This is a genomic window from Paraburkholderia sp. SOS3, from assembly GCF_001922345.1.
Taxonomy (GTDB): Bacteria; Pseudomonadota; Gammaproteobacteria; order Burkholderiales; family Burkholderiaceae; genus Paraburkholderia.
In genome coordinates, this window is sequence record NZ_CP018811.1 from 3,302,202 (window position 1) to 3,316,892 (window position 14,691).

The 14,691-nt window shown below is 66.0% G+C and carries 12 protein-coding genes; 8 read left to right on the top strand and 4 right to left on the bottom strand.

The window, feature by feature from the left end:
- Positions 1-52: 52 nt before the first annotated feature.
- From BTO02_RS14730 to BTO02_RS14765, 8 genes are all read left to right on the top strand, one after another.
- Positions 53-1,102, top strand: a complete 1,050-nt coding sequence (locus BTO02_RS14730) for a sugar ABC transporter substrate-binding protein (protein ID WP_075157663.1) — start codon at positions 53-55, stop codon at positions 1,100-1,102.
- A gap of 167 nt (positions 1,103-1,269) precedes the next feature.
- On the top strand, positions 1,270-2,469 hold the full coding sequence (locus tag BTO02_RS14735; protein WP_075157664.1) for an ABC transporter permease: 1,200 nt from the start codon (positions 1,270-1,272) through the stop codon (positions 2,467-2,469).
- 23 nt (positions 2,470-2,492) lie between these two features.
- A complete protein-coding gene (locus BTO02_RS14740; RefSeq protein WP_075157665.1) occupies positions 2,493-3,332 on the top strand; it encodes an ATP-binding cassette domain-containing protein in 840 nt (279 codons plus the stop codon).
- A gap of 72 nt (positions 3,333-3,404) precedes the next feature.
- On the top strand, positions 3,405-5,456 hold the full coding sequence (locus tag BTO02_RS14745) for a bifunctional 5-dehydro-2-deoxygluconokinase/5-dehydro-2-deoxyphosphogluconate aldolase (protein WP_075157666.1): 2,052 nt from the start codon (positions 3,405-3,407) through the stop codon (positions 5,454-5,456).
- Positions 5,453-7,417, top strand: a complete 1,965-nt coding sequence (gene iolD / locus BTO02_RS14750) for a 3D-(3,5/4)-trihydroxycyclohexane-1,2-dione acylhydrolase (decyclizing) (RefSeq protein WP_075158885.1) — start codon at positions 5,453-5,455, stop codon at positions 7,415-7,417. Before BTO02_RS14745 ends, iolD begins: the two co-directional genes overlap by 4 nt.
- Positions 7,418-7,466: 49 nt before the next feature.
- Complete coding sequence (gene iolE, locus BTO02_RS14755) at positions 7,467-8,393, top strand: myo-inosose-2 dehydratase (RefSeq protein WP_075157667.1); 927 nt, start codon at positions 7,467-7,469, stop codon at positions 8,391-8,393.
- Positions 8,390-9,196, top strand: a complete 807-nt coding sequence (iolB, locus tag BTO02_RS14760) for a 5-deoxy-glucuronate isomerase (protein WP_075157668.1) — start codon at positions 8,390-8,392, stop codon at positions 9,194-9,196. Before iolE ends, iolB begins: the two co-directional genes overlap by 4 nt.
- A gap of 214 nt (positions 9,197-9,410) precedes the next feature.
- Positions 9,411-10,817 (top strand): hypothetical protein, encoded by a 1,407-nt coding sequence (locus BTO02_RS14765; RefSeq protein ID WP_075157669.1) that lies wholly within the window; start codon positions 9,411-9,413, stop codon positions 10,815-10,817.
- A 37-nt stretch (positions 10,818-10,854) separates the two neighbouring features.
- Here BTO02_RS14765 and BTO02_RS14770 read toward each other — a convergent pair whose 3' ends face one another.
- From BTO02_RS14770 to BTO02_RS14785, 4 genes are all read right to left on the bottom strand, one after another.
- The gene (locus BTO02_RS14770) at positions 10,855-11,637 is read right to left on the bottom strand and encodes an inositol monophosphatase family protein (protein WP_075157670.1); all 783 of its coding nucleotides are present in this window, start codon (positions 11,635-11,637) and stop codon (positions 10,855-10,857) included.
- Between the two features lie 63 nt (positions 11,638-11,700).
- Positions 11,701-12,849, bottom strand: coding sequence for an iron-containing alcohol dehydrogenase (locus BTO02_RS14775; RefSeq protein WP_075157671.1), 1,149 nt, complete (start codon positions 12,847-12,849; stop codon positions 11,701-11,703).
- Between the two features lie 189 nt (positions 12,850-13,038).
- Positions 13,039-13,569 carry an NUDIX domain-containing protein gene (locus tag BTO02_RS14780; RefSeq protein WP_075157672.1) on the bottom strand — a complete coding sequence of 177 codons (531 nt, stop codon included), beginning with the start codon at positions 13,567-13,569 and terminating at the stop codon, positions 13,039-13,041.
- A gap of 62 nt (positions 13,570-13,631) precedes the next feature.
- Entirely contained in the window at positions 13,632-14,666 is a 1,035-nt protein-coding gene (locus BTO02_RS14785; protein WP_075157673.1) for a threonine aldolase family protein, read from the bottom strand.
- Between the last annotated feature and the right edge of the window lie 25 nt (positions 14,667-14,691).

A 14,691-nucleotide genomic window follows, 5' to 3' on the forward strand; every position in this document is an offset into this window, starting at 1 on the left:
GGCGCCCCATATGCTCCCTTCAAAAACGAACAGACCGAGAAAGGTGGAGACAATGAAACTTTGCAGAGGCAAGGGTTCGCTCACGGCGCTCTTTGCGGCGCTTTCGCTATCGCTTGGCTTCGCGGCATCATCGCCGGCACAGGCGGCGCCCGATGCGCACTTCGTGCTGATCAGCCACGCGCCCGATTCCGATTCGTGGTGGAACACGATCAAGAACGCGATCAAGCAGGCCGACGAAGACTTCAACGTCGAAACCGACTATCGCAATCCGCCGAACGGCGACATCGCCGACATGTCGCGTCTGATCGAACAGGCCGCCGCGCGCAACTACGACGGCGTGATCACCACGATCGCCGACTACGACGTGCTGAAGAGTTCGATCGGCAAGGTCACTGCAAAGAAGATTCCGCTCGTCACGATCAATTCGGGTACCGAAGAACAGAGCGCGAAGCTCGGCGCGATCATGCACGTCGGCCAGCCTGAGTATGTCGCGGGCAAGGCGGCCGGCGAAAAGGCGAAAGCGGCGGGCGTGAAGTCGTTCCTGTGCGTGAATCACATTGCGACGAACTCGGTGTCGTTCGACCGCTGCCGCGGCTTTGCCGACGCGATCGGCGTCAACTACAAGACGTCGACGATCGACTCGGGCCAGGACCCGACCGAAATCCAGTCGAAGGTGAGCGCGTATCTGCGCAATCATCCGAACACCGGCGCGATCCTGACGCTCGGACCCGTGCCTGCCGCTGCGACGCTGAAGGCGGTCCAGCAGATGGGCCTTGCCGGCAAGATCTATTTCTGCACGTTCGACTTCTCGGACGATATCGCGAAGGCGATTCAGGCCGGCACGATCCAGTTCGCGATCGATCAGCAGCCGTATCTGCAGGGCTACATTCCGGTCGCGGTGCTGGCGATCGCGAAGAAGGATCACACGACCGATCCGGTGAAGATCCGCCAGATCCTCCAGGCCAATCCGAAGTTCAAGGAGCGGCTCGAGACCTACGGGCTTCAGCCGTCCTACGGGCCTAAGGACATCCGCTCGGGTCCGGGATTCATCACCAAGGAGAATCTCGACAAGGTCATCAAGTACGCGGGCCAGTATCGCTGATCGATCGGAGGCGAAGTGCGCACCCCGCACACGCGCGCGGCACCGGCGGACTTCGCTCCGTCCCCGCCCGCGTAACAACGCGCCGGGCCGCACCAATTACCTGTTTTCTTCGTTCGCAGCGTCGATCACGCGAGTGAAGAAAACCGGGCATCTTGCAAGGAGACATCATGGGCGTAGCCGGCAAACATTTTCCGTCGCATACAGCAGAGGCGTCGAGCAGCAGCGACGCGTCGCCTGCCGCGACGACCGCGACGCAACCGGCGGCGCAACCCGCGGCGGCGCACGGCGACGAACGCATCCGCAAGGAATCCTGGTTCGGCCATCTGCTGAACCGCCCCGAGTTCGCCGCGATCTCCGGCACCGTGCTCGTGTTTCTCGTCTTCGCGATCAGCGCCGGCCACTCCGGCATGTTCAATCTCGACGGCGTAATGAACTGGGCGCAGGTATCGGCCTATCTCGGCATTCTCGCGGTCGGTGCGTGTCTGCTGATGATCGCCGGCGAGTTCGACCTCTCGATCGGCTCGATGATCGGCTTCGCCGGCATGATGGTGGCGATTCCCGCTGTCTATTTCCACTGGCCGATCTGGGCAGCGATCATTTTCGCGTTCGTCGGCTCGATGCTGCTCGGCGCCCTGAACGGCTATCTCGTGATGCGTACGCGGCTGCCGTCGTTCATCGTCACGCTCGCATTCCTGTTTATTCTGCGCGGCCTCACGCTCGCGCTGTCGATCATGGTGGCGGACCGTACGATCATCTCAGGTGTCGGCGACCTCGCGCAAGCCGATCCGGTCAGCAACTTCCTGTTCCATGGCGTCGCACTGCACGGGCTGTTCACGACACTCGCGCATATGGGCATCGGCACCTTGCTCGATAACGGCAAGCCGCTCGTGCCCGGCATTCCCAAAGTGCTGCTCTGGTGGTTCGCGCTCGCGGCGATCTGTGCGTTCGTGCTCGCGAAGACGCGCTACGGCAACTGGATTCTCGCCGTCGGCGGCGATGCGAATGCGGCCAAAAACGTCGGCGTGCCGGTCAAACGCGTGAAGATCGCGCTGTTCGTGCTGACCGCGTTCTGCTCGTGCCTGTTCGCGGTGCTGCAAGTCTGCGATATCGGCTCGGCCGCCGCCGACCGCGGTCTGCAGAAGGAATTCGAAGCGATCATCGCCGCGGTGATCGGCGGCACGCTGCTGACCGGCGGCTACGGCTCGGTGATCGGCGCCTGCTTCGGTGCACTGATCTTCGGCGTCGTGCAGATCGGCATTACCTACACCGACGTCAGTTCCGACTGGTTCCGCGTGTTCCTCGGCGTGATGCTGCTGCTTGCGGTGCTGTTCAACCACTACGTGCGCCGCCGCGTTGCGCAGTCGTGAATCGAGAGAGCAAGGAGACGAACATGTCCGACCTCATCAACCCCGGCGAAAGCGCCGCCCCGAATTCGGCGGCAGAACACGGCGACTACATCCTCGCGCTCGAAAACGTCAGCAAGTTTTTCGGCAAGGTTATTGCGTTGTCAGGCGTCACATTGCGCCTCAAACGCGGCGAAGTGCACTGCCTGCTCGGCGACAACGGCGCGGGCAAATCGACGCTGATCAAAACGCTGGCGGGCGTGCATGCGCCTTCCGCGGGCCAGTATCTGGTCGACGGCAAGCCCGTGCATTTCGAGTCGCCGAAAGACGCGCTCGACCGCGGCATCGCAACGGTCTACCAGGATCTCGCGCTGGTGCCGCTGCTCTCGGTGGCGCGCAACTTCTTCATGGGCCGCGAGCCGCAGAGAAAGATGTTCGGCCTCTTCACCGTGATGGACCTCGATACGAGCGCGCAGACCGCGCGCGAAAAGCTCGCGGAAATGGGCATTCACGTGCGCGATCCGCATCAGCCGATCGGCACGATGTCGGGCGGCGAGCGGCAATGTCTCGCGATCGCGCGTGCGATCCACTTCGGCGCGCGCGTGCTGATTCTCGACGAACCGACGGCGGCGCTCGGCGTGAAGCAGAGCTTCAACGTGCTGAAGCTGATCCACAAGGCGCGTGCGAAAGGCATTTCGGTGATCTTCATCACGCACAACGTGCATCACGCGTATCCGATCGGCGATTCGTTCACGCTGCTCAACCGCGGCAGATCGCTCGGCACTTATACGAAGGACACGATCAGCAAGGAGCAGGTGCTCGACATGATGGCGGGCGGCGCCGAAATGCAGAAGATGATCGCCGAGCTCGACGGCGCGACGATCTGAGCACACCGCCGCCGCCGAACCGCGCACCATCGCCGCCCACCTGATCCGACGCCACGACATACAGGACATTCCATGGCACCTACTTCGAATTCCGCGGCCGATACCTCCCGCTCCGACGGTCCGGCCGCGCATACGGGCCGCTTCGCCGCCGGCCGCAGCCGCGACATCATCTGTCTCGGCCGCTTCGCCGTCGACCTCTACGCACAGCAGGTCGGCGCACGGCTCGAAGACGTATCGAGCTTCGCCAAATATCTGGGCGGTTCGTCGGCGAATATCGCGTTCGGCTGTGCGCGGCTCGGACTCGCATCGGCAATGCTCGCGCGCGTCGGCGACGATCATATGGGCCGCTTTCTGACCGAAACGCTCGCGCGCGAAGGCTGCGACGTGAGCCATGTGCGCATCGACCGCGAACGGCTCACGGCACTCGTGCTGCTCGGCCTCAAGGACCGCGACACGTTCCCGTTGATCTTCTACCGCGAGAACTGCGCGGATATGGCTGTCGACGAAGCGGATTTCGACGAGGCGTTCATCGCATCGGCAAAAGCGCTGCTGATCACGGGCACCCATCTGTCGACGCAACAGGTGAACCGCACGAGCCGCCGCGCGCTCGAGTATGCGCGCCGCAACGCCGTGCGCACCGTGCTCGACATCGACTATCGACCGGTGCTGTGGGGTTTGACGGGCAAGGCCGACGGCGAAACGCGCTTTATTGCGAACGAGGGCGTGAGCGCGCATCTGCAAGGCATGCTGCCGCTGTTCGACCTCGTGATCGGCACCGAGGAGGAATTCCGCATCGCGGGCGGCCACACCGACCTGCTCGAAGCGCTGCGCACGGTGCGCTCGGTCACGCCCGCGACGCTCGTCGTCAAGCGCGGGCCGCTCGGCTGCCAGATCGTCGACAGCGCGGTGCCCGCGACACTCGACGACGCGCCGCTTCACGGCGGCGTGCAGGTCGACGTGCTGAACGTGCTCGGCGCCGGCGATGCGTTCGCGTCCGGGTTCCTCTCCGGCTGGCTGCGCGACCAGCCGCTCGACGCGTGCGCACGCGCCGCCAACGCGAGCGGCGCGCTCGTCGTGTCGCGCCATGGCTGCGCGCCGGCCATGCCGACGCCCGCCGAACTCGACTACTTCCTCGCCGAAGCGAAAGCGGACCCGCAACGGATGCGCCGCCCCGACCTCGATGCGAAGCTCGCGCGTCTGCATCGCGTGACGCCGGCCCGCAAGCAATGGGACGAAGTGCTCGGCTTCGCCTTCGACCATCGCAACCAGTTCTTCGAACTCGCGCAACAGGCGGGCGCGAGCGACGCGCGTATCGCGCAGTTGAAGGGCCTGTTCGTCGCAGCGGTCGCGCAAACGGAAGCCGCGCTCGGACTGCAGGGGCGTATCGGCGTGCTGATCGACGACCGCTACGGCCAGGATGCGCTCAATGCGGCGACCGGGCGCGGCTGGTGGATCGGCCGCCCGGTCGAACTGCCGGGCTCGGCGCCGCTCGTGTTCGATCACGGCCGTTCGATCGGCACGACGCTCGCGAGCTGGCCGCGCGAGCACGTGGTGAAATGCCTCGTCCACTATCACCCGGACGAGCCGGTCGAACAGCGCGTCGAACAGGAGGCGCAGCTGCGCGCGCTGTACGACGCGGTGCAGGCAAGCGGCCACGAATTGCTGCTCGAAGTGATTCCGCCGAAGCGCGCCGACCTGCCGTGCGATCCGGACATCGTCCAGCGCGCGCTGAAGCGGCTCTACAACATCGGCATCTATCCGGAATGGTGGAAGCTCGCGCCGCTCGACGCCGCGCAGTGGAAGGCCGTCGATGCGCTGATCGCCGAGCGCGATCCGTATTGCCGCGGCGTCGTGCTGCTCGGACTGTCGGCGCCGCTCGAGCAGCTGATCGACGGTTTCGGCGCGGCGGCGGCGTCGGCGACGTGCCGCGGCTTCACGGTCGGTCGCACGATTTTCCACGAACCGAGCCATGCGTGGCTTGCGGGCGAGATCGGCGACGACGAACTGATCGCGCGCGTGCGGCGCACTTTCGAAACCTTGATCGCGTCGTGGCGTACGGCGCGCGGCGGCGACGCTGCGCGCGCGGCCAGCGCGCACGCGGTCCATCAGGAGCAGGCAGCATGAACGAGCGTGGCTTGAGTCATGAAACGGCGACTGTGGAAAGCGCAGCCGCGCAGGCTTCCCCGAACGGCACGGTTCGCCTGACTGAGCGCCTGACCGCGTCGCAGGCGCTCGTGCGCTATCTGGCCGCGCAGCGCGTGGTCAGCGAAGACGGCAAGAGCACGGAGCCGCTGTTCGGCGGCGTGTTCGCGATCTTCGGGCACGGCAACGTGGCCGGCCTCGGCGAAGCGCTCTACCAGTACCGCAACGAGCTGCCGACGCTGCGCGCGCACAACGAGCAGGCGATGGCGCATAGCGCGATCGCGTATGCAAAAGCGCATTTCCGCCGCCGGATGATGGCGGTCACGACGTCGATCGGCCCCGGTGCGACGAATCTCGTCACGGCCGCCGCGCTCGCCCATGTGAACCGCCTGCCGGTGTTGCTGCTGCCCGGCGATATCTTCGTCTCGCGCGCGCCCGATCCGGTGCTGCAACAGGTCGAAGACTTCCACGATGGCGGCATCTCCGCGAACGACGTCTTCAAGCCCGTCTCGCGCTACTTCGACCGCATCGTGCATCCGGCGCAACTGCTCCATGCGCTGCCGCGCGCGCTGCGCGTGCTGACCGATGCCGCGCTCTGCGGCCCCGTCACGCTCGCGCTGCCGCAGGACGTGCAGGCCGCGGCCTACGACTATCCGGCCAGTTTCTTCGAGCCGCGCGTCGTGCAGTTTCATGCGCCGGCGCCCGTCGATCACGAGATCATCGCGGCACTCGCCCGCTTGCGCGATGCAAAACGCCCGCTGATCGCAGCGGGCGGCGGCGTGCTGTACGGACGCGCAACCGAAGCGCTGCGCGCGTTTGCCGCGCAGCACGGCATTCCGGTTGCGGAAACGCAAGCCGGCAAGGGCTCGCTTGCGTGGAGCGATCCGCTCAACATGGGCGCGCTCGGCGTGACCGGCTCGCCCGGTGCGAATGCGCTCGCGCACGAAGCCGATTGCGTGCTCGCCGTCGGCACACGCTTGCAGGATTTCACGACCGGCTCGAATACGCTCTTTACGCAGGCGGACGTGATCGGCATCAACGCGAATGCGTTCGACGGGCTCAAGCATCGCGGGCTCGTCGTCGAAGCCGATGCCGGGCGCGCGCTGGCGGCACTGTCCGCGCAATTGCGGGACTGGCGCGCCGACGCTGCATGGACGCAGCGCGCGCATCGGCTCGCCGACGAATGGCGCGCGGCCGTCGACGGGCTCACGCACGCGCCGCAACGCGACAACGTGCTGCCGTACGACGCCGACGTGATCGGCGCGGTGCAGCGCTCGAGCGCGCAGTCGGCCGCCGACGACATCGTCGTCTGCGCGGCCGGCACGCTGCCCGCCGAATTGCACAAGCTGTGGCGCGCAAGCCGGCCCGGCGCCTATCACGTCGAATACGGCTACTCGTGCATGGGCTACGAGATCGCGGGCGGCCTCGGCGCGAAGCTCGCGCGCCCCGAGCGCGAAGTGATCGTGATGGTCGGCGACGGCAGCTACCTGATGCTGAACAGCGAGATCGCAAGCTCCGTGATGCTCGGCGCAAAGCTGATCGTCGTCGTGCTCGACAACCGTGGCTACGGCTGCATCAACCGTTTGCAGCAGGCCTGCGGCGGCGCGCCGTTCAACAACCTGCTCGACGACTGCGTGCAAGGCGCAGGCGGCGCGCCGGCCATCGATTTCGCCGCGCATGCGCGCTCGCTCGGCGCACAGGCAGAGCATGTCGCGAACATCGGCGAACTCGAAGCCGCGCTGCAACGCGCGCGCGCCGCCGATCGCACGTACCTGATCAGCATCGATACCGACCCCGCCCGCACGACCGACGACGGCGGCTGGTGGTGGGAAGTCGCGGTGCCCGAAGTCTCGCCGCGCGCGGGTGTGCGCGATGCACGCGTGCAATACGAAGCCCAACTCGCCGCGCGCGGCGGACCCGCATACAGCCAGACCCACGACTGAATACGCGCCCCGACGCCGGCACCGGGGGCCATCGAACGAGGAACATCGCATGTCAACCTTCGAAGTACGCATCGGCATCAATCCGCTGTCGTGGATGAACGACGATCTGCCCTCGCTCGGCGGCGAAACGCCGCTCGAGGTCGCACTGACCGAAGGCCGCGAAATCGGCTACGAGGGCTTCGAGCTCGGCAACAAATTTCCGCGCGAGCCGCAAGCATTGAAGACGCTGCTCGCGCAGTACGATCTCGCGCTCGTATCGGGCTGGTATTCGGGGCGGCTCGCGAAGCGCAGCGTCGCCGAAGAAATCGAAGCGGTCGGACCGCATCTCGAGCTGCTCGCGAAGAACGGCGCCAACGTGATGGTGTATGGCGAAGTCGCCGATTCGATCCAGGGCTCGCCCGCGCCGCTTTATCAGCGGCCGCGCTTCTTCACGGAGGCGCAGTGGAACGCTTACGCGAAGCGCGTCGATGAATTCGCGCAATACACGCTAAGCCGCGGCGTGCGGCTTGCGTATCACCATCATATGGGCGCGTATGTCGAAACGCCCGCCGACGTCGACCGGCTGATGACGCTCACGGGCGATGCGCTCGGCCTGCTGTTCGACGCCGGCCATATCACGTTCGCGGGCGGCGACCCGCTCGAGGTGCTCGACCGGCATATCGCGCGCGTCTGTCACGTGCATTGCAAGGATGTGCGGCCCGCGATCATGAAGCTCGCGCGCAACCGCAACTGGAGTTTTCTCGACGCGGTATTGAACGGCGCATTCACGGTGCCCGGCGACGGCGCGGTCGATTTCGCGGGCATCGTCACGCGGTTGAAACGCCACGGTTATCGCGGCTGGCTCGTCGTCGAGGCGGAGCAGGATCCGGCCGTCGCGCCATCGTATGCATTCGCGCAAAAGGGCTACCGGACGCTGCGCGCGCTCGTCGACGCGCCGCTTACCGTGGCGACCACGACCGCACAGGAGGCAGCATGAGTCTGCTCGTCAAGGCCGAACGCGAAGGCCAGACCATCGCGCGCGTCACGCCCGACTCGGCGGGCTGGCGCTACGTCGGCTTCGCGGCCTACCGGCTCGAAGCGAATGAAGTCGTGCATGTGCTCGAAGCATCGCGCGAAGTGTGCATCGTCGTGCTCGAGGGCGCCGTCGATATCGAGACCGGTCAGGAACGCTGGACCAGTCTCGGCTCGCGCGACAGCGTGTTCGAAGACAGCGCGCCGTATGCCGTGTACCTGCCGCCCGGTGTGCGCGCAACGGTACGCGCGAACCGGCGCGCGGAACTCGGCGTCGCCAGCGCGCCGGCGACGGGCAAATTCGCGGCGCGTCTGATCGAGCCCGCGACGATGAAGCGCTCGACGCGCGGCAAAGGGCTCAACACGCGCTATGTGTGCGACATCCTTCCACAAACCGAGCCGGCCGAATCGCTGCTCGTGGTCGAGGTGCGCACGCCCGGCGGTCATTCGTCGAGCTATCCGCCGCACAAGCACGACACCGACAATATTCCGCACGAAAGTTCGCTCGAAGAGACGTACTACCATCGGCTCAATCCACGCCAGGGTTTTGCGTTCCAGCGCGTCTATACCGACGAACGCGATATCGACGAATCGATGGCCGTCGAGGATCACGACATCGTCATGGTGCCGCGCGGCTACCACCCGGTGATCGTGCCGTACGGCTACGACTCGTACTATCTGAACGTGATGGCGGGCACGCAGCGCGTCTGGCATTTCAGAAACGACCCGGCCCATGAATGGATCGTCGAGCGCGATGCGCGCGGCTGATACGCGGCGTCGCGTCTCGCACGGTGCACGGCCATCGCGACGACGGCCATCGCGACGGCGGGAACGATGCGGCGGGCTACGCGCGGTGCCGCCCGGTTCGAGAATGCGCGGTATCGCGACGTTATCGGGATAGCACCTCGCACACGCGGGCTCTGCTTTGATAGAGGGGCGGTTTCGCCGATGCGAACCACCCTTCTTTCACATAAGGCAGCCCATGACGACATCTGCAGCAAGTCCCACTGTCGCCGCCCACGCGATCCCCAGCGCGCCTCCCGGCGCAGACCCCGATGCGAATCAGGCGCTCGACCCGGCGCCGCGCCACGCACCGGACCCTACGCGTTCGGGCCGCCCGAAGCAACATCCTCGCGAGCGGCACCAGCGGCACGACGGACAGAACCCGCAGCCGTCGTTGCCTTCCGCCGCACAGATTGCGGCAAGAGGCGCGCCGCCTGCCGGCCCGCTTACCTCGCCGCACACCGCGCGAACCGCGCAAACCGCGGCAAACCGTCTGCAAGCGGCGCCTGATGCGCGACACGCCACCGACGCCGAACTCGCCTCGCTACTCAAGCGTTATGACGACAAACACGCTAACGCCGCCGGCGATACGCTCAATGCCGACCTCAGTGCGCGGCTCGTGGAAGTCCTGATGGCTGGCTATCCCGACGATGCAGGAAAATTCGAAGGCGAGGTGGAGCGCGATCTGGGCATGCTCGCGCAATTGCCTTCCGACGTCGCCGCTCAGTATCGCAATCAGATGAAATCGAACTGGGACGCGTTCGAATCAACATCGAATGCATGGCTGCGCGACAAGTACGCCAACGACGCCACGACGCTGCGCGACCAGCTCGCGGACGAATATCAGGAAGCGAGGACCGATCCGCGGCAACGCGCGCAAGCGATCTTCAATGCGCCGTTCGGCAGCGGCACGCTCGGCGATGGCGCGCAGGACGATCTCGACAGGCTCAGCGATCTCGGCAGGCAGTTCCGTCTCGCGCATTCGAAGGCGGACCGCGAAGCGATCTTTTTCGACGCGAGCGGACTCAAACAGTCGCTGCAGAACCGCGTAAGCGACGCGATCCTGGACCAGATCGACGCGTCGAGCCGCGCCGAGGCGGCCAGCGAAAAAGAAGTCATGCAGGCATTCGAACTCGCGCAAGGTATGAGCGGACCCGGCGCGACGCCGGGCGGACGGCTCGCCGATTTCGTCGGGCAGGTAGCCGCGAACGAGGCCCGCGCACGCGCGTTTACCGAACTGCGCCGCCTCACGCCCGAACGGCTGCAGCAATTGAAGGACATCGATCCGGACCGCGTCGCCCACCTGACGGCGCTCAAGCCCGAACGGCTCGAACAGCTGACGCAATGGGAAAATGCGCTCGCCGGACAGGATAGCGAGGCTGCGCGCGCGTTGCCGGAAGTGCCGCTCGATCCACTGAAATATCCGTCGGATGTGCGCTTCTACCTGCCGGCGCCGGGGTCCGGTTATGGCGAGGATTTGCGGCAGCGATACGTCGATTCGCTAAAGACGATCGTCGCCGCCGACAAACGCATCAGCATGTCGCACGAATCGCGGTCATCGCCGATCCGGCAGAACTACATCAGGACGCACCGGCCGCCGCAATGAGCGCGCGCACGCGAGACAAGCGCCGCATACGCGCGCGTCAGATCGCCATTGCCTGCTCGATATGCTCGCGCAGAGCCGGCGTGCAGACGATCACGCGATTGCCGTTGCGCAGACAGTCGGGCGTGAGAAAGTCGTTCGCCCAGCCGCCGGCCTCCTCGACGAGCAGCACCGCGGCCGCCGCATCCCACGAGTTGATGTGCAGTTCGCAGTACGCGTCCTGCCGTCCCATCGCGACATAGGCGATGCCGAGCGCGCCGGAGCCGCGGCGCTTGACGCCCGCGCCGAGCGCCTGCAGGCGCGCCTGCACGGTCGCAAAGCCTTCGAACGGGATGCGCGACGACCAGCCCAGCTCGACGACCGATTGCCGGATGTCCGCGATCGTGCTGACCTTGATCGGCGCGCCGTTCAGCGTCGCGCCTGCGCCCCGGCGCGCCGCGAACAGTTCGTCGAGCATTGGATCGTAGAGCACGCCGATTTCCGCCCGGCCGTCGCGCACGAACGCGATCGACACACAGAAGTGCGGCACGCCGCGCGCGAAGTCGGCCGTGCCGTCGATCGGATCGACAATCCAGACGTCGCGGCCGAACGACCCGCCGCCCTCCTCGCCGAAAAAATCGTCGTCGGGAAACGATTCGGCGATGCGCGCCGCGATCAGCCGTTCGACTTCGGCATCGGTTTCGGTCAGGTAGTCCTGCGGACCCTTGAATTTCAGCGTCAACGCTTCGTCGCGCTGCTCGAAGCGCAAGCGGATCAGGCGGCCCGCTTCGCGCGCGATCGCGCATGCGGCCAGGTAGCGGTGATGCAACTGCACGTCGGTCATACCTTCCTCGTTGCGGCGAGCGCGCAGAAAAACCGCGCGCGGTTGAAGTGTGCGGTGTGCACATTAAAGCGATTCGGTCAGCATGCGCCGGTAGTCGTCGGCGCTCGCAAGGCGCGGGTTCGTCTTGTGGCAATGGTCGGCCAATGCGCCTGCAACGACCTTATCGAACACGCTCGCGTCGACGCCCATCTGCGCGAGGCCGGTCGGCAGGCCAAGGCGCGCGGTCATGTCATGGACCGCCTGCGCGAGATCCGCGTTTTCCGGCAGGCCCATGACGCGCCGCATGCGCGCATAGCGATGATTCGCGATCACGCTGTCCGCGCTTTCGTTAAAGCGCAGCACGGCCGGCAACACGACCGCGTTCAGCGTGCCGTGATGCAGCGACGTGCGCCCGCCGACCGCGACGCCGCCAAGCGGATGCGACAGCGAATGCACACAGCCAAGCCCTTTCTGGAACGCCATGGCGCCCTGCATCGATGCGCTCATCATATTGAGCCGCGCATCGCGATCGCTGCCGTCCGCGGTGGCGCGCTCGATATGGGCCCACGCGCGTTCGAGCCCGTCGAGCGCGATGCCGTCGGCCGGCGGATTGAACGCCGCCGACAGAAACGTCTCGATGCAATGCGCGATCGCGTCCATGCCGGTCGCGGCGGTCAGCGCGGGCGGCAAGCCGAGCGTGAGGCCGGGGTCGCAGATCGCCGCCTTCGGCAGCAGATGCCACGAATGGAAGCCAACCTTGCGGCCGTCGTCGAGAATCACGATCGCGCCGCGCGCAACCTCGCTGCCGGTGCCGGCCGTCGTCGGCACGGCGATGAGCGGCGCACATGCCGACGTGATCCTGTCGCTGCCGCCTTCGATCGTCGCGTAATGCCTGAGCGGGCCCGGATGCGCGACGGCAATCGCGACGCCCTTCGCGAGATCGATCGACGAACCGCCGCCGACCGCGATCAGTCCATCGCACCGTGCTTCGCGATAACGTTCGGCCGCTGCATGCACCATCGCTTCAGTCGGATTCGACGGCGTCTCGTCGAACACGGGCGCAGCGCCGAGCTTCGCCGCATCGAGCACGCGCTCGACGAGCCCCGCCGCGACGACACCCTTGTCCGAGACGACGAGCGGCTGCCGTATGCCCGCGCGTGCGCACTCGGCCGGCAATGGCGCGAGCGCATCGTATCCAAGATGAATGTGGGTCAGGTAGTAGATGTAGGCCATGTCGGGACGCTCCTCGATGCTCGTTCTGATGACCGACCCGGTTCGGCCAGACGCGGAACCGGGACGGATGCCTGATGCACGTCGATAGACGTTGATGCAACCTGCACGAACAGACGCGGCGCGACGCGTGTTCCGTCAGACGAGCGTGGCGCGGCGGCCGACGTTCAGTCTACTGCGCTCCACTGCGTCCTACTGCCCCGGACGCTCGACGAATTCGAACGGCAGTCCGCGCCGGCGCATCCATTCGCCGAGCGCCTGCCCCGTGCCCGCGCGCCACGGCCGCAACTTGGCCGGCTCGACGAGGCGGTATTCGAGCAATTCCGGCGACAGCGCGATCGTTCCATGTGCACGCACGTGATACGCGATGATCAACTCGTTCTTGCGTATGAATTCATAGACGCCGACGAGCTCGACCGTGTCGGCGACCAGCGACGTCTCTTCTTTCACTTCACGCGCGATTCCCTGCTCCGGCGTTTCGCCGTTTTCGAGGAAGCCCGTGATCAGCGCGAACATCCCTTCGGGCCATGCTGCGTTGCGCGCGAGCAGAATGCGGCCCTCGTATTCGACGATCGCCGCCACCACGGGCAGCGGATTGTTCCAGTGCACATAACCGCAGCCGTCGGCCGGACAGCTCTGGCGAATGCGGCCGCCCTCGTGTTCGGGATCGGTGCGTTCGGTGAGCGGCGTGGCGCAGCGGGGGCAAAAACGGTAGTCGGTCATGACGAGGCGGGGTGGGGGTTCGATGGTTTGCGCTGCCGGGCTGTGCTAGCCGGTTGCGGGCGTCACGCGTGCGTACATAGCTGACGCACGTCGGCGGCGAAGCGCTCGACCGTCTCCGGCTGCGTATCCCACGCACACATCAGACGGCAACCGCCCGCGCCGATGAACTCATAGAACCTCCAGCCGCGGTTGCGCATCGCTTTCGCGGCGTGCGCCGGCAGTTGCGCAAACACCGCATTCGATTGCGACGGGAACATGATGGAGACGCCCGGAATGTCAGCGAGACGCGTCTGCATCAGGCGCGCCATCGCATTCGCATGGCGCGCGTTGCGCAGCCACACGTCGTGATCGAGCAGACCGAGCCACGGCGCCGAGATAAAGCGCATCTTCGAGGCAAGCTGACCTGCCTGCTTCAGCCGATACGCGAAATCTTCGGCGAGCGCGCGGTCGAAAAATACAACCGCCTCGCCAACCGGCAAACCGTTTTTCGTGCCGCCGAAGCACAACACATCGACACCGGCGCGCCACGTGATTTCGGACGGATGCACGTCGAGCGCGGCAACCGCATTGGCAAAGCGCGCGCCATCCATATGCACCTTCAGATGCCGGCGCTTCGCGATCGCCGCGATGGCGCGCACTTCTTCGACGCTATAGACGGTGCCGACCTCGGTCGATTGCGTGAGCGTGACGACCTTCGGTTTCGGATAGTGGATGTCCGCGCGGCGCGTGACGACCGCTTCGATTGCATCGGGCGTGAGCTTGCCGTTCACGCCGGGCGCGGTCAGCAGCTTCGAGCCGTTCGAAAAGAATTCGGGGCCGCCGCATTCGTCGGTTTCGATATGCGCGAGTTCGTGGCAGATCACCGAGTGATACGACTGGCACAGCGAAGCGAGCGCGAGCGAATTGGCCGCCGTGCCGTTGAAGACGAAAAACACTTCGCAGTCGGTCTGAAACAGGTCGCGCAGACGGTCGCAGACGCGCTGCGTCCAGGAGTCGTCGCCGTAAGCGGGCTCGTGGCCGCTGCCGTTGGCGGCGATCAGCGCCTCGAGCGCCTCGGGGCAGATGCCGGCGTAGTTGTCCGACGCGAAATGTTGCATGGCCGCCTGTCGCGCGGTGGCTGCC